Origin of the sequence: Parasphingopyxis lamellibrachiae, assembly GCF_003385775.1 — a bacterium.
In the GTDB taxonomy this organism is placed as follows: domain Bacteria; phylum Pseudomonadota; class Alphaproteobacteria; order Sphingomonadales; family Sphingomonadaceae; genus Parasphingopyxis; species Parasphingopyxis lamellibrachiae.
Window position 1 is genome coordinate 389056 of the sequence record NZ_QRDP01000004.1, and the last position, 23479, is coordinate 412534.

Here is a 23479-nt window from a genome sequence, read left to right on the forward strand (position 1 = left end):
TCTCTAGGCACTGGACGATTGGCGTGCCCGGGCTAATGTGAACAAAAAAGAACAATTGAGAGGATGACCATGCTTGGAGGAATGCAGGACGCGCAGCTGCGCATCAGCCGGATTATCGATCATGCCGAACGCGAGCACGGCACGCGCGAGGTTGTCACGCGCTGGGCGGACGGCAGTACGACACGTTCGAACTGGGCGGGTATTGCCGCCGACGCGCGAAAATTTTCGCAGGCTCTTGAAAAACTGGGCATGAATAAAGGGGACCGGATCGCAACACTCGCGATGAATCACGGCCACCATCTTTCCGCGTGGTACGGGATCAGCGGTATGGGCGGCGTGGTTCACACCGTAAACCCGCGGCTTTTTACCGAACAACTCGTCTATATCATCAACCATGCCGAAGACCGGGTCCTGCTGTTCGACAAAGTGTTCGAACCACTTGTCGCGGGTCTCAAAGACCAGCTGAAAACAGTCGAGCGTTATATCCTGTTCGACGGGGAAGGGGACTACCCGACCTTCCGCGAACTCGTCGATGCCGAGAATGGCGATTATGAATGGGTCGAAGGTGATGAGCGCGAACCTTGCGGGCTTTGTTATACCAGCGGCACGACGGGCAATCCGAAAGGGGTGCTCTATGAGCACCGTTCGAATGTGATCCATGCGATTACCGAGGGCCAGCCGGATGCGATGAACCTCTCGCAAAGTTCAGTGATGTTGCCGATCGTTCCAATGTTTCATGCCAATGCCTGGGGCTTGCCTTTCGCCTGCGCTGTAACGGGATCGAAAATGGTGTTTTCGGCGGTGAATGACGGCGAGACATTGTGCGGACTGGTTGTCGACGAAGGCGTTACCCATTCGGCTGGCGTGCCGACGGTCTGGCTTGCCATGTTCGCCCATATGGATGCGACAAAGGTCGATTATGGCAAGCTCGAAATGGTTGTGATTGGCGGTTCTGCCTGCCCGCGAGCCATGATCGAACGGTTCATGCATGCCGGCGTATATGTGCTCCATGCCTGGGGTATGACCGAAACCTCACCGATCGGAACGATCGGAATGCGTCCCCCTAACTGGGGCGAGCTGAGCTTCGATGAGAAAGTCGATATCATCTGCAAGCAGGGCCGCACGCCCTTCGGCGTCGAAATTCGTGTCGTTGATGATGAAGGTAACGAACAGCCGCGCGATGGCGAGAGTTCCGGAAGCCTCCAGGTCCGCGGTCCGTGGATTCTCGACCAGTATTTCCAGGATGAAAGCGGTAAATGCGTGGGCGACGACAACTGGTTCGATACCGGCGATGTTTCCGTCATCCATCCCGATGGTACGATGCAGATCACCGATCGCGCCAAGGATGTCATCAAGTCCGGCGGCGAATGGATAAGCTCGATCGAACTTGAGAATGCCGCCGTCGGCTGCCCCGGCGTGGCGGAAGCTGCGGCGGTTGGCGTCTATCATCCCAAATGGGACGAACGGCCGCTGCTGCTGATCGTCAAGAAAGAGGGCGCGGATTTCAGCGATGAAGACGTGCTCGCCTATCTCGACGGCAAGATCGCCAAATGGTGGATGCCGGACGAGGTAAAGTTCGTCGACGAGCTGCCGCACACCGCGACGGGCAAAATCCTGAAACGTCAGATCCGGGACGAGTATAAGGACTACAAGCTGGCGACGGCCTGATCGCAATGCGGTCTTTAGAGACGGGCGGAACCGAATGACATGGCGGCATGGTACGACACTATCGGGGTTAACTATGCCGACCTGCGCAAACCCGACCCGCGCATCGCCCAGGCGATGGATGATGCGCTCGGGTCGGCGGAAAATGTGCTCAACGTGGGTGCCGGAGCAGGTTCGTACGAACCCGTCGGGCGCAGGGTAACGGCCGTCGAACCTTCGATGGAGATGATCCGCCAACGCAGCCCGTCCCTGGCTGTTGCTGTTCAGGGCTATGCGGAAGACTTGCCTTTCGGCGACGACAGTTTCGATGCGTCCATGGCCGTTCTTACGATCCACCATTGGGCAGACAAGTCGAAGGGGCTTTGCGAGATGCGACGGGTGACGAAGGGCCCGGTTATCCTGCTTACCTTCGATCCCGCGCATCGCGGATGCTGGCTGACCGACTATATTCCCGAACTTGTTGCACTGGACGAAGGGCAGATGCCGAGCATGGCCGACTATGCGGACTGGCTTGGCGCTATCGAGATCGTGCCGGTTTTCATACCGCATGATTGCACTGACGGATTCCTCTATGCCTATTGGCGGCGCCCGGGTGCCTATCTCGATCCGAGAATCAGGACCGGAATGTCCTCTTTCTGGGCAATCGAAAACGTCGAGAAGGGGTTGGAAAAGTTGCAACGCGATCTGGAATCGGGCGAATGGGAGCAACGCTATTCCAATCTGCTCCAACAAGATTCAATCGACGCCGGATATCGGCTTGTCATAGCGCGCTGAATATCGCCGGCCTCCACTTCTCCTGGACTTAAAACAGTTCGCCTTGCGGGCCGACAGGGGGGCAGAACAGGTCGGAACGCAATGCGATCCTTTCCCGATTGAGGCCATGCTTCCGGCACGCCTTAGCAAAGCGGGTCCGTATCAGATCCGCCCATGGGCCAGCGCCGCGCATCCGTGTGAAGAAGCGCGGGTCATTATCCAGGCCCTGCCGGATGGACCGGACGATGTTCATCACCTTCTTCGCACGATCGGGATAATATTCGTCGAGCCAGGCGCAAAACAGCGGCGCAACTTCGTGCGGAAGGCGCAGCGGAATGAAGAATGCAGCCTTCGCCCCCGCTTCGGCAGCAGCTTCGATCAGGTGCTCCACTTCATGGTCCGTTATCGCCGGGATGATCGGCGACATGGAAACATAAGCCGGAATACCGGCTTCGCTGAGCGCGGTAATCGCATCCAGTCGCTTGCGCGCCGTGGGTGCTCTGGGTTCGAGCGTGCGATGGACTGCGGGATCGAGCGAAGTGACGGAAATTGCAACGGCGACAAGATTGTCTTTCGCCATGTCCGCGAGCAGATCGATATCGCGTAAGACCCGGTTTGATTTGGTCGTGATCGTCAGCGGGTGGCGGGTTTCGGCGAGGATCGCGATACAGTCGCGTGTGATCCGGAAACGGCTTTCGATCGGCTGATAGGGATCGGTATTGGTGCCCATGGCAATCGGCGCGGCGCGGTAGCCGTTCTTGCTCAGCGCCGCGTGCAGCAACCTCGGCGCATCCGGCTTGGCGAACAGCTTCGTCTCGAAATCGAGACCAGGCGAGAGATCGTGAAAGGCATGAGTCGGACGAGCAAAACAATAGATGCAGCCATGCTCGCACCCACGATAGGCATTGATGGAGCGATCGAACGGAATGTCGGGCGAACGATTGCGCGAAAGGATCGTCTTGGGTCGTTCGATGGTGACATGGGTGCGCGGCGGTGGAGCAGGGCCGTCAATCTCTTCGCGCGCGTCAAGCCAGTCTCCATCATGTTCCCGTCCAGCTAGGTTGAACCGGTCTGACGGCGCATTGGCTGTCGCGCCTCGCCCTTTGGTTTTCAAAGAGAACATAAGAGGAACAACTTGCCATAGGCAGGGCCATCGCGCAATGTAGAAAACCCAAAGAGCGGAGAGTTTCGATGAAGATCAGTCTTGTTCCGGCCATATTGGCACCCATTGCCCTACTTGCAGCCTGCTCGACGAATAGCGAGCCAGAGCATGCCGCCGAAGGCGATGCCGAGACGAGCGCGCCGGCAGAGGCGACTGTAGGTGATCCTCTTATGCTGGATACCGACGCCGAAGCGGGTACCGCTTTGATCTCGTCGAACGGATCGGCTGTCTCTTTCGACCCGGAATGCGTGATTACGGAAACCGGCATTGCGGGTGTGGAAAACCCAGCAACGCTGCACGATTTCGTGGAGTCTTTTCCCGAAACTGCAGCGCTACGCTTTGAACCCGTTTATATGGTCGATTTCGGAGCGTTGTGCGCCCTTTCCGGCGGGGAGGATGCAATCTGCGTGATTTTCGAAAGCTATGATGTCGAGGAATATGAAGGCGATATCGAAGTCGTGGCGATGGGCGTATATGCCGATCAGTGCCGCACCGCTGAAGGCGTCGGCCCGGGGACCAGTATCACGGATGCGGTGGCGGCCTATGGAGCAGCCCGCTTCGGGTTCAGCTATGACAATGAAGGGCGCGAATATGTGTCATTCGCAGATGCGCCGGACGCCTATAGTTTCCGTGCGGAATCGGTGATTGGCGACGCGATTGAAGGCGAGGGGTTAAGGGCTCCTGGTCCCCATGGCGGCGACTATACGGGCGTTGAGGGCGATGGCTATTTCGAAACCATGGTCGCTCAGCCCGACGCCGAGCTCTGGGAAATCTGGATTTCTACACCTCGTTAAGGCGCGGCATCAACTCGACAAAATTGCAGGGGCTGAATCGACTGTCGAGCTGGGTAGCGAGAATGTCGTCCCAGCCATCTTTCACCGCGCCGTTTGAGCCGGGCAGGGCGAAAATATAGGTGCCGCGCGCAACGCAGCCGCAAGCACGCGATTGTATGGTGGACGTGCCTATCTTTTCATAACTGAGTTGGCGGAACAGTTCGCCAAAACCCGGTATCGGCTTGTCCTGGACGCGTTCCAGCGCTTCGGGAGTGATGTCGCGGCCCGTAAGCCCGGTTCCGCCGGTTGTGATGATACAGTCGATTTCCGGGTCATCGATCCAGGCATGAAGCCGGGAAACAATTTTCGACATTTCATCGCGGACAATCTGGCGGGCGCCAAGGGTATGCCCGGCATCGGTCAGTCGCTGTTCAAGGATATCGCCAGAGCTATCCTGCTCCAGATTGCGGGTGTCCGATACCGTGAGGAGCGCAATCCTGACCGGCCGAAACGTCTTGGATTCGTCAATCGGCAATGCGGGAGCCTCCCTGGCCCGACAGCCGCACGGCAACGGCGCCCGGCGTGCCCGGGAAGCGCGGCCACATGCCCTGGGCGAGGGCGCTCAGGCTCGTCGCCTCTTCACCGGCATTGCGCTGATACATCCAGTAATTGCGCAGGATGATGGGCACATAGCCGCGGGTCTCATAAAATGGAATGCTCTCGATATAGAGCAGCGGATCGCCGCGATCGCGCAGGCGGCCCTCCCAGTTCGCTACTGCGCCGGGCCCGGCATTGTAGGAAGCGATAACCTTTGGAAGCAGGCCCTGCATTCCCGGGAAATCGCGCATCTGCTCCATATAATGCTGGCCATATGCGATATTGACCTCCGGTACGTTCAGCCTCGAGGCGTTGACAGTTTCGCCGCGTTGCCGGGCAATGTCTCGCGCCGTTCCGGGCATGAGCTGAAGCAGGCCGCGTGCGCCGGCCGGGCTTACAACGTCCGGCCTGAAATTCGATTCCTGCAGGGCATGCGCATAGACGAGCGACCGATCGACGCGCCATCCGCCAACCGGCTGATAGTCCGGGGCAGGGAAGCGATCGCGGGCCGAAGGATGGTGCGATATCGGCGCATTGCGGGCGAGCCAGAGCTCCGTGTTCGGAAGTTGCAGCTGGTTGGCGAGATCGAGCCAGGCGTCATGATGATGCGGGTTGCCGATCGTTGCGCCGTGGCGCACATAGGCGCCGGCAAGATCGCGTTCGCCGATCTCGACCAGCGCGATTGCGCGGCGGGCATTGGAATAGGTTGCAACCGAATCCCAGCCGGGAGGCAATATCGCACCCGGGGCGTCTGCATCGGCTGTGCCAAGCGCCTGGGCGGCAAGCAGACCGTAAAACGTCTCGTTCATCCGCGCGGCGGTGCGCAGCAGGTTCTGGACGTTTTCAGGCCGACCGCGCGCCATTTCGGCCCGGGCTGCCCAATAGAGGCCGGCGGTTCTTTTTTCGCTGTCAGGTGCGCGTCGGCCGACCGACGCAAAGGCATCGGCAGCGGCGTCGTAATCGCCAGCGCGCCACGATGCGAGGCCATCGACCCAATCTCCGAATACGGCCCATTCACCTGCGCCGGTACGCGCCTGCCGGGCGAGCCGCTGCGCGTTGCGATCATCGCCTGTCAGATAATAGGACCAGGCAATGCGCTGGCGTACTTCGGTTAATCCTTCGGGGCTGAGATTACCGCCATATTGGTTGAGCAGATTTTCTGCTTCGCGTGGGCTGTCGTCCACGATCAGGGGGCGAACGCGGCTGACAAGCGCCCGCGCGGCGCTGTCGCTTCTAACGGGACGTGCCGTTCCCCGGCGTGACGGGCCGGGCATGCGGCGTAGAGCATGGCCTTGAGGAAGCGCAGGAGCGCGTTCAAGGCCGCGGCCCTGGGCGAGAGTCAGAATGCGCTGGGCATCTGGCAGGTCGGGAAAATCGTTTATCAGGGCGCGAAGCGGCGCCAGTTCGACACGAGGTGAGCCGGCCGCGAGATAGAGTTCGGCGCGTGCAACGGGATGAAGCACGCTGCGGGGCGCCCGTTCCAACCGTTGCGCGGCACTCTCCCAGCGGCGGTTATGGATATCGCTGAAAATTTCGCGATAGGCTTCGCGTTCACTGCGGCTTAGAACGGCATCCATGTCTGTCTGTGCGGCGCTAGTCCCAAGCGCGGGGATACTGGCACTGTCGGAAAGGGCCGGGCTGGCGGCAACGGAAATCAGAGCAGTCGCGGCAAGAAATTTCAGTTTCACGCGGTCATTCCTTCGGTCATCATCTGCAGATCCTTCCAGCTTTGCGCCTTCAGGCGCGGTTGCTGGAGCAGGAACCGCGGATGGAAAGTTGCGGTCACCGACACAGTGCCGCCATCATGGTTAAAATTGTGTTTCGATCCGCGACTTTCATTAAGGCTGGACCCGCAAAAGACACGGCTCGGCGCGTCTCCCATCACGAGGAGCCGTTCAGGCTGCGCCAGCGCCACATGATGCTTTGCTATCCGGCCAAGCATTTCCAAGCTGTTTGCATCGATTGCGCCGCCGGTAATCCGTGCCGGAGAGAGCGCAGCTATATAGGTGGAAGCACGATCTCGCCCGATCGCGGCCAGCATCCTGTCAAACAACAACCCGGTGTCGCTGGAAAGGAGCGTCCCCGCTTCCGTGTCGGCCCTGTCCGGCATGTCGACAAGGATCATCAGCCCGCTTGCCGGATCGCCGATCGTGTCCTGGCGTCCGATCTCCGGAACGCCGATTGAGTCGGTGGAAAGCAGCCAGCTGCGAAGGCCATCCAGATCGGTGGGCAATTTCGCGGGCAAGGTCGGCGCATCGGGCGTCCCGGTGCTCTTTGGCGCAGCTCGCCTGGCACGCGACTTGGGCTCTTCGAGCCAGCTACGCGGTTCGTCGCCAACGATCACGTCGACGCCGGCATCGCGCCACCAGCCAACTGTGTTTTCGATCTCGCTGTTAATCGCCTGTATCCTGCTTCGCTTGACTATCCATAAGGTCCAAGGTTGACGGCGTGGTCAATCGCCGGGCAGTGACTATCTGACAGATTGGTTGCTGGCCGCGACGATATGAGCGAAGAGCGGTCCTTCGAAGGAGAAAATGCGAAAATGTCCGAACGGGAATCCATGCCTTATGACGTCGTTATTGTCGGCGGAGGTCCTGCAGGACTGTCCGCAGCGATCCGGCTCAAACAACTTGCCGACGAAACGGGCAAGGAAATCTCGGTCTGTATTCTCGAAAAGGGCAGTGAAGTCGGCGCGCATATTCTGTCCGGAGCGGTGGTCGATCCACGGGCGCTGGACGAGCTTTTCCCGGATTGGCGGGACTTTGACGACAATCCGCTGACAACTCCGGTTACCGAAAATCACCACTGGGTGCTCAGCAAGACGAAAAAGTGGGAATTCCCGCACATCGCCATGCCGTCCTTCATGAATAACAAGGGCACCTATACGGTTAGCCTTGGAAATTTTTGCCGGTGGCTTGCCGGCCGCGCCGAAGCCATGGGAATCGAGATTTTTCCCGGTTTTGCAGCCGCCGAGATTCTCTACAACCAAGATGGCTCGGTGAAAGGCGTTGCGACCGGCGATATGGGTATTGGCCGGGATGGCGAGAAAAAGCCCGATTACATGCCCGGTATGGAGCTGCACGCCAAATATACCTTCTTCGCCGAAGGCGTACGCGGACATCTTTCCAAACAGCTAATCCGACAGTTCGAACTCGATGCGAACTCCCAGCCACAAGTCTATGGTCTTGGTATAAAAGAGCTGTGGGATATCGATCCCGGCAAGCATGTCCCTGGCCGCGTGATCCATACGCAAGGCTGGCCGCTTGACGACGCCAATGGCGGCGGTTTTCTCTATCATCAGGAGAATGGGCAGGTCGCGCTCGGTTTCGTTACCTGGCTCAACTATTCCAACCCCTGGCTCTCGCCATTCGAGGAAATGCAGCGCTGGAAACAGCATCCGGCAATCCGCGAGACACTGGAGGGTGGAAAGCGCGTTTCCTACGGTGCGCGTGCGATCAACGATGGCGGCTGGCAGTCGGTTCCGAAGCTGGCTTTTCCCGGTGGCGCGCTGATCGGCTGCTCTGCCGGTTTCGTGAACGTTCCCCGGATCAAGGGCAGCCACACGGCGATGAAAACCGGTATGATGGCCGCTGAAGCCGCGTTCGAGGCGGTGCAGGCCGAACGCGCTCATGACGAGCTAACCAGCTACGAACAGGCTTATGAGGATAGCTGGGTCTACAAAGAGCTCCGGAAAGTCCGCAACACGCTGCCTCTGGTCGAGAAATTCGGCAATTTCACAGGGACGCTTCTGGCGGGCATGACGATGTGGGCCGAACATATCGGTATCCGGATGCCGTTCACGATGAAGCACCACCGGGACAATGAGAGCCTGTGGCGCGCGGATCAGGTCAAGAAGATCGACTATCCCAAACCCGATGGTGTCATCAGCTTCGACCGCCTGTCTTCAGTGTTCCTTTCCAACACCAACCACGAAGAAGACCAGCCCGTTCATCTGACGCTCAAGGATCCGGATATACCGATCGAGCACAATCTGCCGCTCTATGCCGAACCGGCGCAGCGTTACTGTCCGGCGGGCGTGTATGAGGTGGTGGAAGAGGACGGTAGCCCAAGGTTCCAGATCAATGCGCAAAACTGCGTTCATTGTAAGACCTGCGACATCAAGGACCCGACCCAGAACATCAACTGGGTGGTTCCGGAAGGCGGCGGAGGACCCAACTATCCCAATATGTAAGCGTTTCGCGGGCCGGACGGCTGCCGTCCTGATATCCGCGCTGCTTTGCCCGGGCGTCGTGCATGCCAGTAATCCGTATACCGAATATGCACGGGCGCGGGTGGCCGACGCCTCCGGCCAGATAGGCGTTGCAGCGCGCGGTTATGCCGCAGCGCTAACCGAAGCCCCGTTTGACGAAACGCTGGCGGCTCGCGCCTATCGCCGGGCTGTTGCCGCCGGGGATCGCGTGCTTGCGCTCCGTGCGGCGCAGACACTGCAAGACGCCGGCGCGCTTCCGCCGGATGGCGCCTTCCTGTTCCTGATTGAGGCGCTGGATGACGGCGATTGGGCCGAAGCCCGCCGCATTGTGGACCGTATTGAGGAAGAGGCGCTTTTTGCTTCTCTTGTGCCGGTCATGCGCGCCTGGATTGCCTTTGGCGCGGGCGATGAAGATCCACTGGTTGCTCTTGCTGCAGGTACCGATGGCGGCATAGCTGCCGCCTATGTCCGCGAACATCGCGCTCTCCTGCTGCTCGCCATGCGACGGTATGAGGAAGGGGTTGCCGCGACGCTCGCGCTGAGCGAGCTTGGCCCGCCGCGCTTTCTGCGTCTCAGACTGGCGGCTGCCGCGCGCCTTGCACAGGGGCGGCAGCGTGACGAAGCGCTGGCCTTGCTGCCCGGAGAGAGCCGCGCGGAAACCGCCGCCCGGGCTGTGATAGAGCGTCGCCGTTCTCTGCCCGGCGCAATCGACAGTGCGTCGGACGGCATCGGCGAAATGTTCGTGCGGCTTGCCGGTGAGATAAACCGGCAAAACGCATCGCAGCTTGCCCTGACTATCAGCCGTTTCGCTACTTTCGTTGCGCCCGACAATTCGGTTGGCTGGTTTGTCACGAGCAGTATCCTCACCCAGTCGGACCAGAACCAGGCGGCGCTCGCCGCGCTAGACGGAGTCGGATCCCGCGATCCTTTTCATGCCGATGTCCAGGATATGCGGGTTCAGCTGCTGGCGGAAACGGGCGAACCGGAGGCGGCTCTGGAACTGGCCCGGTCCCGCGCCGATTCCCGCAACGCAACGGTTGCTGACTGGCAACGCTATGGCGAGCGCTACGCCGCGATGGAAAGCTATGACGAGGCGGCGGAAGCCTATGGCCGGGCGGTTTCCCTGGCAGGGGGCGAGAATGCGCCCTGGACCGCGCTGCTCCTCTACGGCGGCGCGCTGCTTGACGCCGGACGCTGGGAGGAAGCCCGCCCGGTTCTGGAGCGGGCGGTCGAACTGGCGCCGGATCAGGCCGTTGTGCTGAATTACCTCGGGTATGCGCTGCTCGAACGACGACAGGATCTTGACTATGCGCAAGAGCTGATAACCCGCGCCAGTCAGCTCAATCCCAACAGTGCGTCGATCACCGATTCTCTCGGCTGGGTTCATTTTGTACAGGGAGATCTCGAACGCGCTATCCCGATGCTGGAACGGGCGTCGATTGGTCAGCCTGCGGAACCGACGATCAATGAGCATCTGGGCGACGCCTATTGGGTTGCCGGGCGGCGACGTGAAGCCCGGCATGCATGGCATGCAGCGCTGGTTTCGGCGGAAGATGAGGTTGCGGCCCGCATCCGTGCGAAGCTCGATCTCGGTTTGACCGCCGAGACCGCATCGCCCTGATGAAGGGCGGGCCTGGGGCATTGCGCGAAACCGCTTTCGCCAAGATCAATCTCGCGCTTCATGTCCGCGAACGCCTGCCCGATGGCTATCACCGGATCGAAACGCTCTTCGCCTTTTGCAAGGATGGCGATACGCTGGAAGCTGCGCCCGCAGACGATATCAGTCTCACGATAGATGGGGCCTTTGCGGACGGACTTTCGGCTGGTGAGGACAATCTCGTAATACAGGCGGCCACACAATTGCAGGCTGCCAGTTCATTGGCGTCCGGCGCGGCGATGCGGTTGACCAAGGCGCTCCCTGTCGCCTCAGGGATAGGCGGCGGGTCGGCAGATGCGGCGGCGGCACTGCGGTTGCTCGCCCGGCTCTGGAATATCCCTCGCGACAGTCCCGTGATCGGCGAGATTGCGTCCAGCCTCGGCGCGGATGTCCCGGCCTGTTTTCTGTCCGAGACATGTCGCGGAGACGGGAAGGGCGACCGATTGGCCCCGCTATCGTCCGACAATCTACGAGAATGCCCGGTCTTGCTCGTGAATCCGGGCTTTGCCGTTCCTACCGGCCCGGTTTTTGCGGGTTGGGATGGGGCCGACCGGGGAAGTCTGGCACTTTCCGAACCGCTGAAGTGGGATCCCGCATGGCGCAATGACCTGATGGACCCGGCGAAAACCGTTGCGCCCGCGATTGGCGATGTTCTGGCCGCGCTGGAAGCGTGTCCAGGTGCGGTTTTCACCCGCATGTCGGGGTCCGGGGCAACCTGTTTTGCCTTGTTCGATACCGTCGGAGAGTGCGACACTGCGGCCGAAACCCTGATCGCAGAACATGCTGACTGGTGGACGATGCGGTCGCTGCTGCGATGAAGGTTTTTGTGCGTTAACCCTGTTTTTCAGCCCTTTGGTAAGTTTTTTGCGTATTATTGGGGCATGAACGGATCAGGCCTTCGCGGCATCGTCCGCCAATGATCTACACTCCCTCCAGAGTCGTACGTCATTGAAACGGGCAGCGGCGCTTCGGTGCAGCTGCCCGTTTCGTTTCAGGCGCTTGCTGCTGCAACGCGTTCGGCGACCAAACCGAGCGGCATCGCCCCCTGGTTGAGCACCAACGCATTGAAATTGCGGACATCGAAGGCAGAGCCCTGTGCGGAACGCATCTGTTCTCGCAAGGCAATCAGGCGCAACTGGCCCAACTTGTAGCCCAGTGCCTGGCCCGGCCAGGCCATGTAACGCTCGATTTCTGCCGTTATGCGGCTTTCGGCGATCCCGGTGGCGCTTTGCATGAAGGTGATCGCCTGTTCCCTGGGCCAGCGTTTATGGTGCAGGCCGGTATCGACGACGAGCCGAACCGCACGGAACAATTCGTCCTGCAGCCGCCCAAGATCGCCAAAGGGGTCTTCTTCGTAAAAGCCAAGCTCCGCGGCGATGCGCTCAGAATAGAGCGCCCAGCCTTCCTGATAAGCGTTGAAGCTGGCTATCCGGATAATCAGCGGTGCTGCACCCAAACCGCTGGCAATGGCTGTTTGGGTGTGATGGCCGGGCACACCTTCATGATAGCTGAGCGTCGGCAATCGAAAACGGGGCACGGCACGCATATCGCGCAGATTGATCCAATAGGTTCCAGGCCGCGTGCCATCGAGCGAAGGAGCGTCATAATAGCCTCCCGGCGCACCATCTTCCGTGGCTATCGGAACCCGGCGGACGACAAGTTGCTGTTGCGGAATGATATCGGCGGGCAGCATGTCGCCATAATGAACTTCCGCCGTGCGTACGGTCCGGCGAACATAGTCGAGCAGCTCCTCCCGGCCTGTATCGCTGTCTGCAAACAGGAAGCGCTCATCGCCGGCAAGCCGGAGCATCCTCTCGCCAACGCTTCCGCCGGTCTCTCCCTGGGCGGTCAGAAGCAGTTCCATCTCGGCGGTAATCCGGCGCACTTCGTCCAGTCCGATATCGTGGATTTCGTCAGGCGTTTGCTCGGTGTCTCCCAGTGCACGGACATTGGCGGCATAGAGCTCTTCGCCATCGGGCTGTGCCCAGATGCCGGACATTTGCTGGCCTCGCGGCAACATGTCCGCGATTTGCGCACGGAGCTGCGCATAGGCCGGGCGTGCCCGGGTTTCGAGCGCCGCTATGGCGCGCTGCATTGCCGCGTCCCGCATGCTCTGATCGATGACCGCATCCGCCATGCGGGTGCGGAGCGCTTCGATCAGCGGATGGGATTCGGCTGGCCCTTCTAAAAACGCGTCAAGCACCGGCAGCGTTTTTGCAAGCAGTGCCTGAGGGGGGCGGCATCCCGCTGCCTCGTCGCTGCGAATCTTCTCCGAAATACCGGCAAAAGCGGCATCGAATGTCTCGAGTTTTTCCAGCCAGGCGTCGATGGCGGCCGGTGTCCGCAACGATTGTTGCGTCGTCATCACGGCTTGGGAATCGATATGCGGTCCGCTGATCTGGGAGACCAGATAGGGCAGATGATTGACATAACTGAACGGGTTGATGTGCCCATAGGGTATCGAGGCCGAGCGCGTCGCATTGGCGAGAACAGCCTCCGAAACTCTTGCATGCAGGGCTTCGCGGCTGTTCGCAGGGCAATCGAGCGAGGCGATGCGCGCGCGGCTGGAGGCAGTGCCATCGCGCAAAGCGCCCTCGCCAGCCGGAGAATAATCGTTCAGGCTACGCGCGAGCGCTCCGCCATCCAGCGACGCGTCGGCACCGTTGTAAGTGGCCACTTCGGGCAGCAGCGCCAGCAGGTGATTGGCTTCGTTCGCCAGGGCCGGTCCGGCATTACAGCTGTGCGCACTTGACCCGGCAAGCGATGCGCAGCCGCTCGGCCCCAGCATCGTTCCCGCGGCAAGCCCCGCGATCATTTCCCTGCGTGTCAGTTCAAAACCCATTTGCGACCTCCTGATTGTCTTTGGTGGTGACATAGCGAACGCGGGACGGCAACTAGGCGCGATGCAGGATGTTTACCGTGAAATTGCCGGCGACAGCGCCTCCGGCCTGATGTTGATTGCCGACCATGCGTCAAACCGCGTGCCGGAGGATATCGATCTGGGCGTGCACCCCTCCATCCTCGACAAGCATGTTGCGGTGGATATCGGTGTCGACCGGCTTTCGGAATTGGTGACAGAGGCACTAGGCTGTCCGGCGATTATCGCCAATATCTCCCGCCTCGTTGTCGATCTGCACCGGGAGCATGACAATCCGGCGGCAACGCCCGTTCATAGCGACGGGCACCATGTGCCGGCCAACGCCGCGCTTGATGAGGTTACCCGTGCGGCCCGTATGGATCGATTCTGGCATCCCTATCATGGCCGGGCATCGACAATGATTGATATGTTTGCCCCGCAGATGCTGTTCACCCTGCACAGTTTTACACCCCAGCTCGAAACTCGCAACGACGAAGCGCGCCCCTGGCATGCGGGAATTCTCTACAATCAGGATGACCGCGCGCCGCGCATCGCGCTCCCCAAGCTGAAGGCGCTGGGCCTACACGTCGGCGACAATGAACCTTATTCGGGGCGCGAGCTGAACGCGACTATGAACCTGCACGCTGAGGCGCGAGGCCTGCCTTATCTGGCGATAGAGGTGCGTAATGACTTGATCGCGGACGAAGAAGGCGCAAGGAAATGGGCCGAATGGCTCGTTCCAGTGATCGCTGAAACCCGGGATGCGCTGAGTTAGAGAGTTTTTGAGGAATCTTGATGTCCAATCGTTTCGATAAATTGCAATTGCCGAGCCGTCATGTGTCTCTCGGTCCCTCCCGCGCGCCGCATCGCAGCTATTATTATGCGATGGGCATGAGCGAGGAGGAAATCGGGCGGCCATTCGTCGCCGTTGCCAGTGCGGGCAATGACAGCGCCCCCTGCAACACGCGGCTCGACCACCAGGCCGATATCTGTCGCGACGGGGTGATCGAAGGCGGCGGACTGCCGCGCCGGTTTAACACGATCACTGTGACCGACGGCATCGCCATGGGCCATCAGGGGATGAAAAGCTCGCTTGTCAGCCGGGAGGTGATTGCGGATTCTGTCGAGCTGTCCGTGCGCGGCCATTGCTATGACGCGCTGGTGGGTTTTGCCGGTTGCGACAAATCGCTGCCCGGAATGATGATGGCGATGCTGCGGCTCAATGTGCCGTCGATCTTCGTCTATGGCGGGTCTATCCTGCCAGGGCGGTTCCACGATCGGGACGTGACCGTTGTCGACGTGTTCGAGAAGGTGGGCCAATACGAGGCCGATACCTGTCCGCTGCAGGAACTGATCGAGCTGGAAAAGGTTGCCTGTCCCGGTCATGGCGCGTGCGGCGGCCAGTTTACCGCCAACACCATGGCCTGTGTCGGCGAAGCCATCGGCCTGTCGCTGCCCAACAGCAATATGGTTCCCGCGCCCTATCAATCGAATGACGATATCGCGCGATCGGCCGGGGAGCGGGTGATGGATTTGCTTGCGCGCAATATCCGGCCCCGCGATCTTTGCACCAAAGCTGCATTCCAGAATGCGGCGCGGGTCGTCGCTGCAACAGGGGGATCGACCAACGCTGCGCTGCACCTCCCTGCGATGGCGAATGAGGCGGGGATCGATTTCGATCTTTTCGATGTCGCCGAAACCTTCAAATCTACGCCCTATCTTGCCGACCTGAAACCTGGCGGGAAATATGTCGCCAAGGACATGTATGAGGCGGGTGGCGTGTATATGCTGATGAAAACGTTGCTAGCGGATGGTTTGCTCGATGGTGATTGCCTGACGGTCACCGGTAAAACCCTTGGCGAGAATATCGACGAGGTTACGTGGAACCCGGACCAGAAGGTCATCTATGCGGTCGATACGCCGATCACGCCGACAGGCGGGGTTGTGGGCCTGAAAGGCTCGCTTGCGCCTGACGGTGCGATCGTAAAGGTCGCCGGAATGGAACGGCTGCAGTTTACCGGTGCCGCCCGCTGCTTCGACAGCGAAGAAGATTGCTTCCACGCGGTCGAGCAGCGCGACATTGCCGAAGGCTCCGTCATCGTCATCCGCTATGAAGGCCCTAAGGGCGGACCCGGCATGCGCGAGATGCTGTCGACGACGGCGGCGCTCTATGGGCAGGGCATGGGAGAGAAGGTTGCGCTCATCACCGACGGTCGTTTCTCCGGTGCGACGCGGGGCTTCTGCATTGGTCATGTCGGCCCGGAAGCGGCCGATTGCGGGCCGATTGCGCTGGTCGAAGATGGCGACCAGATCAGCATCGATGCCGAAGCCGGGACAATCGATCTCGATGTCGATGCCGCAGTTCTCGAGCAGCGTCGTGCGGCCTGGAAGCCGCGCCAGAATGACTATCAGGCGGGAACGCTGTGGCGCTATGCCCAGAATGTCGGCCCGGCCCGAACCGGTGCGCTGACCCATCCCGGCGCGAAAGCGGAAACCCATGTTTATGCGGATATTTAGCGGCATTACAGTGCTGGCCCTGCTCTCTGCATGCGGCGGCGGGGAAACGGATCGCGCGTCGCCATCCGATTCCGACCCTTTGCTCGAAGCGGAAGCGCAGGCGCGGGCCGAGCTTGCGGAAAGCGGGATGATCTACTGCGCCGTGGATGGTGCATCAGGATTCCGACCGGACTGCCAGATCGAACGAACGCAAGGCGATGAGGGCGTGATCCTGACGATGCGGCATCCCAGTGGCGGCTTTCGGCGATTGCTTGTGACCAGCGACGGGCGCGGTCTGATCGTTGCTGACGGCGCTGAACCGGCGATTGTTACCCCGGTGTCCGAGCGAGAAATCGAGGTCGCCATTGCTTTCGACCGATATCGCCTTCCGGCGACTGTCCGGTGACCTTCCGACCGATCCTGACCGCCGAAGAGATGGTCGCAGCAGAAGGCGCTGCGATGGCGGACGGCGTTTCGGTTGAAGAACTGATGGAACGGGCGGGCAGGGCGGTGGCCGATATTGCCTGGCGCATCGCGGGCAAGAGCGAAGCGCTCATCCTGTGCGGCCCGGGCAATAACGGCGGCGACGGCTATGTCGTTGCGCGTCTGCTGGCCGATCGCGGCTGTAAAGTGCGGGTGGCGGCTCTGGCCGAGCCCAGGACCGATGTCGCCAAAGCCGCCTGCGAACGTTGGGGCGGGCCTGTCGAACCCGTTGCCGATGCAAAAAGCGCACCTCTGCTGATCGATGCGCTGTTCGGTACGGGTTTGATGCGTCCACTCGGCGATACTCTCGCCAAGACATTGGCCGAACATGTCGGAAAGGCGCGCTACAGCATTGCCGTTGATCTGCCGAGCGGGATCGAAACCGATAGCGGCGCGTTGCTGTCGGCCGTGCCTCATTTCGATGTGACGGTTGGACTTGGCGCGCTCAAACCGGCTCATCTCCTCCAGCCTTCCGCGCGCTATCTGGGCCGGGTCATATTGGGTGAAATCGGCGTTGAGGCCTCCAGCAGCCTGGTGGAGCTTGGGCGCCCCGGGATTACAGCGCCAACACCGGGCGATCACAAATATTCCCGGGGTTTCGTACTGGTAGCCAAAGGGGCAATGGCCGGCGCCGCCTGCCTGTGCGCAGGTGCGGCGATGCGGGCAGGGGCGGGTTATGTGATGCTGGCTGGGCCGGATCATGGCGCAGGGCCGCTGGCGCTTGTCCACCGCCCGGCTAGCGATCCGCGCGCGCTTGCCGATTTGCTGGCTGACGAGCGGGTCAATGTCGCGGCTATCGGTCCCGGACTTGGGCTGAACGAAGAAGCCGATGCGCGCCTCGACGAAATATTGACATCTGGACGCCGGCTGGTTCTGGACGCCGATGCGCTGACACTTATGGTAAGGCGCGGCGCGGAGTGTCTGAACGCGCTTGAAACTCCGCCGATCCTGACGCCCCATCATGGCGAATTTGTCAGGCTTTTCGGCGGAGGTGCCGGGAATAAGGTCGAACGAGCACGCGATGCCGCCAGCCGTTCAGGCTCCGTGGTGGTCTATAAGGGCAGCGATACCGTGATTGCCGCCCCCGATGGCCGTGCCGCGATTGCGCCGCCGGCACCAACCTGGCTGGCGAGCGCGGGAACCGGCGATGTCCTCACCGGAATCGTTGCCGCGCGTTATGCGACAAGCGGAGATGCCTTCACCGCAGCTTGTGAAGCCGTGTGGCTGCATGGCGAAGCGGCGAGGCGGGCCGGGCCATTCCTGATTGCCGACGATCTTGTCGGCGCACTACCCGGCACGCTTGCCGCCTGTCTTCAATAGCGCCCTTTAGAAAACGATCAGCGCCGCATTGATCGTGAGCCAGATCAGCACGATGCTCGAAAGTGCGAACAGCATGAAGCGGATCATCACCCGGTTGATCGTCACCTGCACCAGACTGTGCAGAACGCGGATGCCGACATAGACCCAGGCCAATGTAGCGTTCAGCCCCGCGCCTGCACCGATCATCGCGAGGGTCAGGGACACCGCGTAAAAAAGCGTCGGCTCGGTGAGCAGATGATTATAGTTATGGGCTTTCCATTGCACGTTGGCCGGCAGAAGCGCATCGAGATCTGCTCCCTTGCCGCCCACCAGATTGGCTGTGTCGATATTGGCTTTGCCCATCGCGGGAATACGCGTGGCATACATCCAGAGCCATATGATCATTGTCCAGAGGACGAGCGCGACAACGGGCTGGAGAATTGGACTGTGTTCCATGGCTTATTCCTTTTCGTTCAATAGCAGGCGGCGAGCAGTGCATGGATGGCAAGGGCCAGCAAACACAGCGTCGACAGGACGAAGACGGCAAACCGCACGATGACCTTGTTCCACAAAACCTGGATCAGACTGTGGACGATGCGCAGGCCAACATAGGCCCAGGCCAGCCAGACATTGATCCAGGCATCGCCGGAGCCGGTCAGTGCGACTATGAAGACGGTTGCATAGAAGAGCGTGGGTTGTTCGACGAGATGGGTATAGTTATGCGATTTCCAGTTGACCTTGTCGGGTATGGCTCCCTCGAGATCCTGGCCGCGTCCGCCCGGCCTTGCACCCATGTCAATTCCGGCTTTGGCTATGGCCGGAAAGCGGGTCGCCGCCATCCAGAAAAGGATAAAAAGCGTCCAAACGACAAGAACGGCGGCTGGTGCGAGAATTTGACTGTTCATTTTACTTCCCCGTTTCTGATGCGCGAAGACTGGCGCAGTGCCAAAAAGTTGTCAAATGCAACCGACCTGGTTGCAGTGGACCGATAGCCGCGCTAGCCGGAAATCATGCAAAACAGAAAATCACGCACACCGACTTTGGCGGGGGTCAAGGATGCCGCAGAGCGCATCCGCGAGATCGTGCCACCGACGCCGCTGGTCCCGTTTGAAACCGAACATGGCCAAGTCTGGCTGAAATGCGAAAACCTCCAGCCGATTGGAGCATTCAAGCTACGCGGCGGCTATCACCGTCTGGCTGCGTTGAGCGAAGAACAACGAAAAACCGGGGTTGTAGCCTTTTCATCGGGCAATCATGCGCAGGGCGTTGCCTGGGCGGCAAAACGCCTCGGCATGCCTGCATTGATCGTGATGCCGGCCGATGCGCCCCGGGCAAAACTTGATGCGACCAGGGCGCTGGGCGCTGAGATCGTCACCTACGACCGTATGACCGAAGGGCGTGAGGAACTGGCAGCCCGTCTGGGAGAAGAGCGCGGCGCGGTTGTGGTTCCCAGCTTTGACGACCCGTGGGTGGTCGAAGGGCAGGGCACGGCAGCGCTAGAAGCGGTCGATCAGATGACGGCTTTGGCCGGCGGTCCGCCTGACAGTGCAGTTACCTGTTGCGGCGGTGGCGGTTTGTCCGCGGGTACGGCCCTTGTCTTGCCCGATGCGCAGATCACGATCGTCGAGCCGGAAGGTTGGGACGATATGGCGCGCTCACTTGCGACCGGTAAAATCGAACCCGTTGGCTCCAATCCGCCTGACACGCGCTGCGACGCGCTGCAGACGATGCGGGTTGCGCCGATTACCTTCGATATTCTCAAAGCCCATGGTGCTACCGGCGTCGCTGTGAGCGAAGCGGAAGTTGCCCATGCGATGCGGGTCGCCTATTCCCGGCTGCAGCTGGTCGTCGAACCGGGCGGCGCGGTCGCGCTGGCCGCAGTTCTTTCGGGTAAAGTGAAGCCCAAGGGCCGGACGATGGTCACACTTTCGGGTGGCAATGTTGATCCGGCGATTTTCGCCGAGATTATCCTGGGATAGGACAGTCCGATGCTTATTGCCGCCAATATTGCGCTGACGATTGCTATGTTCGCCGTTTTCGCGCTGGGCTCAGGCGGCATATATCTATGGGCGAAGCGTGGCGAAAGGCAGCGGGGGCTGCTGATGCTCGCGGCCGCCTTCGTCATTCTCGTCAATGTCCTGATCTGGACAGTGCCAAACCCTACTTAATCGGGCAGTCCGGATCGAGCCGCATGTCCAGATAATCGTCGACCGATTTCATCAGCGGATTCATTTCGCGTTCGAAGAAATGGTTGGCGCCGGGGATCACGTCATGCTGGATCGTAATGTGCTTTTGTGTCCGCAGCTTGTCGACCAGCTTTTGCGTACCCGACGGTGTCGCAACCTCGTCCTGATCGCCCTGGATAATCACACCTGAAGCAGGGCAGGGCGCAAGGAAGCTGAAATCATACATGTTCGCGGGCGGCGCGATGGTGATGAAGCCACGAATTTCGGGGCGTCGCATCAGAAGCTGCATGCCGATCAGCGAACCGAATGAAAAGCCTGCGACCCATGTCGTTTCCGCTTCGGGATGAAAGGTCTGGATCCAGTCGAGCGCAGCGGCGGCATCGGAAAGTTCGCCCACGCCATTGTCGAATTCGCCCTGGCTCTTGCCGACGCCCCGGAAGTTGAAGCGCAGGGTCGCAAAACCGCGCCGCACGAACGTCTTGTAGAGCGCCTGAACGATGGCATTGTTCATCGTGCCGCCGCCTTGCGGGTGCGGATGGAGTATCATGGCCACTGGCGCGCGTGGACGCGGTGGAGGAGAAAAACGACCTTCAAGGCGGCCGTCGGGGCCGGTGAATACGACTTCAGGCATGGTGTTTGGGTTACCCTTGGCTGGAAACGGGCGGGAATCGCGCTTATGCGGACATAAGCAAAGAGGAAGCTATAGGATAAGAACGCGTCTTTTAGCAACAAAAACCGAGTAAGTATTTGAAAGAACGCCTTTATCTGGATCATGCGGCTACCACGCCGATGCTGCCTGAAGCGCAGGAAGCCATGACGGCGGCATTTGCAAGCTGGGCAAATCCCTCATCGCCGCATGGCGAAGGGCGCGGCGCGCGGTCGGATCTTGAAGAGGCGCGACGGCGAATTGCCGCCGCTCTGGACTGGTCTGGCGAAGTGATTTTCACAAGCGGTGCGAGTGAAGCCATCGCGCTCGCCCTGTCCTGTGTCAAAGCCGAACGGTTGATCGTCAGCGCTGTCGAGCATGATGCAGTGCTTCGCGCGGCTGGCGATGTGGAACGCATTCCCGTCGACGAGCAGGGCCGTGTCGATGGCGGGAAGCTCAACTGGGTGCTTTCCGGGGCAGAGCAGCAGGCGCTGGTCGCGATTCAGGCCGTCAACAGCGAGACGGGTGTCAAACAGGATCTCGACGACCTGCGTGAGCGTATCCATGTCGGCGGCAACATTCTCTTTTCCGATTGCAGCCAGTCCGCCGGAAAACTGCCCTTGCCCGATGCCGACCTGATCGCGATTTCCGCGCACAAGCTGGGCGGTCCGCCGGGGATCGGTGCCCTGTTGGTCAAGGATTTCACGTCCCTCCACGCGCTTGGCGGGCAGGAGCGTGGATACAGACCGGGCACGGAGAATCTTCCCGCAGCCCTGGGTTTTGCCGCCGCCCTCGAAGCGCCGACGGGTTGGCTCGGGCGCGCAGCGGAACTGCGCGAGCATCTCGACAAGGCAATAGAGCAGGAAGGCGGTACGGTTGTTGCCGGCATTGCCGACCGGATGCCGACTATCGCGTCATACCGGATGCCCGGCGTCGCAGCGAATGCGCAGTTGATCCAGTTCGATATGGCGGGGATCGCCGTATCTGCCGGCAGCGCCTGTTCCTCGGGCAGTCTCAAGTCCAGCCATGTGCTGACAGCCATGGGCTGGAGCGCAGAGGAAGCTGGCGAGGTGGTTCGCGTCAGCTTTGGCCCCCAGACCAGCCGGGCCGACATCTATCGCTTCATGGATGTCTGGAAACGGCTGGCGGCAGAGGGTAGGGGTGCAGTGGCATGAGCGCGCCCATCTATCTCGATTATCAGGCGACAACACCGCTGGCGTCCGAAGCGCGAGAGGCCATGCTACCCTTTCTCGAAGACAAATTCGGCAACCCCCATTCGCCCCATAAAATGGGTCGCGAGGCCGCTGCGGCGGTGGAAGTGGCTCGCGAGCAGGTGATGGGCTGTATCGGTGCGGATAGCGGCAATCTCTACTTCACCAGCGGGGCGACCGAGGCGGCGAACTGGGCGATCAAGGGAGCGCTTGCCAATATGCCGGAAAGCCGCAGGCGCATCGTGACCGCCGCGACCGAACATGCTTGTGTGCTCGATACCTGCGCGTTCCTTGAAAGCTGGGGCTGTGAGCTGACGGTGCTTGATGTTTCCGACGAGGGACTTGTCGATCCGATGGCCGTCGAAGCGGCGCTGGATGACGATGTCGCGCTTGTTGCGCTGATGCTGGTCAACAACGAGATCGGCGTGACCCAGCGGATCGCAGAGATCGGACCGCTCGCCGAGAAATGCGGTGCGCTTATGTTCTGCGATGCTGTCCAGGCGCTCGGCCGGGTCGCAATTCCCTGGCGGCAATGCGACATGATCGCGATGTCCTCGCACAAGATTCACGGCCCCAAGGGCATTGGTGCACTTTGGCTCGCTGATGGCGTGAAGCCGGCCCCGCTGCTCCATGGCGGCGGACAGGAAGGCGACTTGCGCTCAGGTACATTGGCGCCGGCTCTGTGTGCGGGCTTCGGCGCTGCAGCAGCCCTGATGGCGGAACGGCATGACGAGGATTATGCACTCGTCGAGAAACTATGGGCCATCGCAATTCACCGGTTCGGCGATCGTTGGACGATCAACGGATCGGATTGCGCCCGTTATCCGGGCAATCTGAACATCCGGCTGGATGGCCTCGACGCATCCCGGCTGATCTCCGACACGCGCGGCGTGGCTTTCTCGGCCGGTTCAGCCTGCGCCAGCGGATCGGGTCGGCCCAGCCGCGTCCTCTCGGCGCTGGGTCTCTCCAAGGCGGCGGCCAACGCCAGTATCAGGCTCGGTTTCGGACGCTATACAAGTGAGGAGGATCTCGAAAAGGCGATCGACCTGATCCTCGAAAGCGCGCACCAACAATTGCCCAATCAACCGGTCGAAGGGGATGAGTCGTACCCCGAAGACGACGTCCAATTGCTGGAAGACGGGGGCGAATGACAAAGGTTCGCTTTGTTTCCGCCGATGGCCGGAGTGTCAGCGAAGCGGAAGGAAGCCCCGGCGAACGGCTTCTTGATATCGCCCAGGCCGATGGCCAGCCGCTTGAAGGAACGTGCGAAGGCCAGATGGCATGTTCGACCTGTCATGTGCATGTCGATCCGGACGATTTTGCCAAGTTGCCGCCTGCGCAGGAGATGGAAGACGATATGCTCGATCTCGCTGCAGACGTGAACCGGTACAGCCGGCTTGCCTGCCAGATATGGCTGAGCGAGGATCTGGAAAGTCTGACCGTCAAAATACCGGGCAGCGTACACAATATGCAGGGGCGATAGG

23 protein-coding genes are annotated in these 23479 nt (G+C 60.6%); 15 read left to right on the forward strand and 8 right to left on the reverse strand.

The genetic code is table 11. The features are described from left to right. Positions 1-69 precede the first annotated feature (69 nt). Positions 70-1668, forward strand: a complete 1599-nt coding sequence (locus DFR46_RS02015) for a long-chain fatty acid--CoA ligase (protein ID WP_116237094.1) — start codon at positions 70-72, stop codon at positions 1666-1668. A 39-nt stretch (positions 1669-1707) separates the two neighbouring features. Next, entirely contained in the window at positions 1708-2439 is a 732-nt protein-coding gene (locus DFR46_RS02020; protein ID WP_116234940.1) for a class I SAM-dependent methyltransferase, read from the forward strand. A 28-nt stretch (positions 2440-2467) separates the two neighbouring features. Here DFR46_RS02020 and DFR46_RS02025 read toward each other — a convergent pair whose 3' ends face one another. Then, entirely contained in the window at positions 2468-3541 is a 1074-nt protein-coding gene (locus tag DFR46_RS02025; protein ID WP_116234941.1) for a PA0069 family radical SAM protein, read from the reverse strand. Between the two features lie 68 nt (positions 3542-3609). On the opposite strand from DFR46_RS02025, the gene DFR46_RS02030 reads away from it, so the two are divergent. Then, positions 3610-4374 (forward strand): hypothetical protein, encoded by a 765-nt coding sequence (locus DFR46_RS02030; protein ID WP_116234942.1) that lies wholly within the window; start codon positions 3610-3612, stop codon positions 4372-4374. On the opposite strand, the gene moaB is transcribed toward DFR46_RS02030, so the two are convergent. From moaB to DFR46_RS02045, 3 genes are read right to left on the reverse strand one after another with little or no spacing between them, the layout of a single operon-like run. Next, positions 4361-4888: a molybdenum cofactor biosynthesis protein B gene (gene moaB / locus DFR46_RS02035; protein WP_116234943.1), complete on the reverse strand. Its 528-nt coding sequence runs from the start codon at positions 4886-4888 to the stop codon at positions 4361-4363. The genes DFR46_RS02030 and moaB overlap by 14 nt on opposite strands. Beyond that, entirely contained in the window at positions 4878-6638 is a 1761-nt protein-coding gene (locus DFR46_RS02040; RefSeq protein WP_245953610.1) for a lytic transglycosylase domain-containing protein, read from the reverse strand. Before DFR46_RS02040 ends, moaB begins: the two co-directional genes overlap by 11 nt. Next, positions 6635-7294, reverse strand: coding sequence for a uracil-DNA glycosylase family protein (locus DFR46_RS02045; RefSeq protein ID WP_116234944.1), 660 nt, complete (start codon positions 7292-7294; stop codon positions 6635-6637). Before DFR46_RS02045 ends, DFR46_RS02040 begins: the two co-directional genes overlap by 4 nt. Positions 7295-7492: 198 nt before the next feature. On the opposite strand from DFR46_RS02045, the gene DFR46_RS02050 reads away from it, so the two are divergent. From DFR46_RS02050 to DFR46_RS02060, 3 genes are all read left to right on the forward strand, one after another. Beyond that, the gene (locus DFR46_RS02050) at positions 7493-9142 is read left to right on the forward strand and encodes an electron transfer flavoprotein-ubiquinone oxidoreductase (RefSeq protein WP_116237096.1); all 1650 of its coding nucleotides are present in this window, start codon (positions 7493-7495) and stop codon (positions 9140-9142) included. Positions 9143-9242: 100 nt separating this feature from the next. Continuing rightward, complete coding sequence (locus DFR46_RS02055) at positions 9243-10781, forward strand: tetratricopeptide repeat protein (protein ID WP_162843375.1); 1539 nt, start codon at positions 9243-9245, stop codon at positions 10779-10781. Next, on the forward strand, positions 10781-11635 hold the full coding sequence (locus DFR46_RS02060) for a 4-(cytidine 5'-diphospho)-2-C-methyl-D-erythritol kinase (protein ID WP_116234946.1): 855 nt from the start codon (positions 10781-10783) through the stop codon (positions 11633-11635). The genes DFR46_RS02055 and DFR46_RS02060 overlap by 1 nt, the downstream gene beginning before the upstream one ends. 173 nt (positions 11636-11808) lie before the next feature. Here DFR46_RS02060 and DFR46_RS02065 read toward each other — a convergent pair whose 3' ends face one another. Next, on the reverse strand, positions 11809-13659 hold the full coding sequence (locus tag DFR46_RS02065; RefSeq protein ID WP_116234947.1) for a DUF885 domain-containing protein: 1851 nt from the start codon (positions 13657-13659) through the stop codon (positions 11809-11811). Positions 13660-13720: 61 nt separating this feature from the next. On the opposite strand from DFR46_RS02065, the gene DFR46_RS02070 reads away from it, so the two are divergent. Genes DFR46_RS02070 through DFR46_RS02085 form a run of 4 tightly spaced genes read left to right on the forward strand, consistent with a single transcriptional unit; the run spans position 13721 to position 17973 of the window. After that, positions 13721-14449: an N-formylglutamate amidohydrolase gene (locus tag DFR46_RS02070; protein ID WP_116234948.1), complete on the forward strand. Its 729-nt coding sequence runs from the start codon at positions 13721-13723 to the stop codon at positions 14447-14449. Between the two features lie 20 nt (positions 14450-14469). Then, positions 14470-16191: a dihydroxy-acid dehydratase gene (ilvD, locus tag DFR46_RS02075; RefSeq protein WP_116234949.1), complete on the forward strand. Its 1722-nt coding sequence runs from the start codon at positions 14470-14472 to the stop codon at positions 16189-16191. After that, a complete protein-coding gene (locus DFR46_RS14920) occupies positions 16178-16576 on the forward strand; it encodes a hypothetical protein (protein ID WP_245953611.1) in 399 nt (132 codons plus the stop codon). The genes ilvD and DFR46_RS14920 overlap by 14 nt, the downstream gene beginning before the upstream one ends. Then, positions 16573-17973: an NAD(P)H-hydrate dehydratase gene (locus DFR46_RS02085; RefSeq protein WP_116234950.1), complete on the forward strand. Its 1401-nt coding sequence runs from the start codon at positions 16573-16575 to the stop codon at positions 17971-17973. The genes DFR46_RS14920 and DFR46_RS02085 overlap by 4 nt, the downstream gene beginning before the upstream one ends. Before the next feature lie 6 nt (positions 17974-17979). Here DFR46_RS02085 and DFR46_RS02090 read toward each other — a convergent pair whose 3' ends face one another. Beyond that, complete coding sequence (locus DFR46_RS02090) at positions 17980-18408, reverse strand: MAPEG family protein (RefSeq protein WP_116234951.1); 429 nt, start codon at positions 18406-18408, stop codon at positions 17980-17982. 17 nt (positions 18409-18425) lie between these two features. Next, positions 18426-18857 (reverse strand): MAPEG family protein, encoded by a 432-nt coding sequence (locus tag DFR46_RS02095; RefSeq protein ID WP_116234952.1) that lies wholly within the window; start codon positions 18855-18857, stop codon positions 18426-18428. A gap of 105 nt (positions 18858-18962) precedes the next feature. Between DFR46_RS02095 and DFR46_RS02100 the strand changes: the two genes are divergently transcribed. Together DFR46_RS02100 and DFR46_RS02105 are read left to right on the forward strand one after the other, a co-directional pair. Continuing rightward, positions 18963-19931, forward strand: a complete 969-nt coding sequence (locus DFR46_RS02100) for a threonine ammonia-lyase (RefSeq protein WP_116234953.1) — start codon at positions 18963-18965, stop codon at positions 19929-19931. 9 nt (positions 19932-19940) lie between these two features. Next, positions 19941-20120 (forward strand): hypothetical protein, encoded by a 180-nt coding sequence (locus DFR46_RS02105; protein ID WP_116234954.1) that lies wholly within the window; start codon positions 19941-19943, stop codon positions 20118-20120. On the opposite strand, the gene DFR46_RS02110 is transcribed toward DFR46_RS02105, so the two are convergent. After that, positions 20113-20769 (reverse strand): alpha/beta hydrolase, encoded by a 657-nt coding sequence (locus tag DFR46_RS02110; RefSeq protein ID WP_116234955.1) that lies wholly within the window; start codon positions 20767-20769, stop codon positions 20113-20115. The genes DFR46_RS02105 and DFR46_RS02110 overlap by 8 nt on opposite strands. Positions 20770-20927: 158 nt before the next feature. On the opposite strand from DFR46_RS02110, the gene DFR46_RS02115 reads away from it, so the two are divergent. Genes DFR46_RS02115 through DFR46_RS02125 form a run of 3 tightly spaced genes read left to right on the forward strand, consistent with a single transcriptional unit; the run spans position 20928 to position 23478 of the window. After that, positions 20928-21959: a cysteine desulfurase family protein gene (locus DFR46_RS02115; protein ID WP_116237098.1), complete on the forward strand. Its 1032-nt coding sequence runs from the start codon at positions 20928-20930 to the stop codon at positions 21957-21959. Continuing rightward, complete coding sequence (locus tag DFR46_RS02120; protein ID WP_116234956.1) at positions 21956-23146, forward strand: cysteine desulfurase family protein; 1191 nt, start codon at positions 21956-21958, stop codon at positions 23144-23146. The genes DFR46_RS02115 and DFR46_RS02120 overlap by 4 nt, the downstream gene beginning before the upstream one ends. Continuing rightward, a complete protein-coding gene (locus DFR46_RS02125; RefSeq protein ID WP_116234957.1) occupies positions 23143-23478 on the forward strand; it encodes a 2Fe-2S iron-sulfur cluster-binding protein in 336 nt (111 codons plus the stop codon). Before DFR46_RS02120 ends, DFR46_RS02125 begins: the two co-directional genes overlap by 4 nt. The last annotated feature ends 1 nt before the right edge of the window (position 23479 follow it).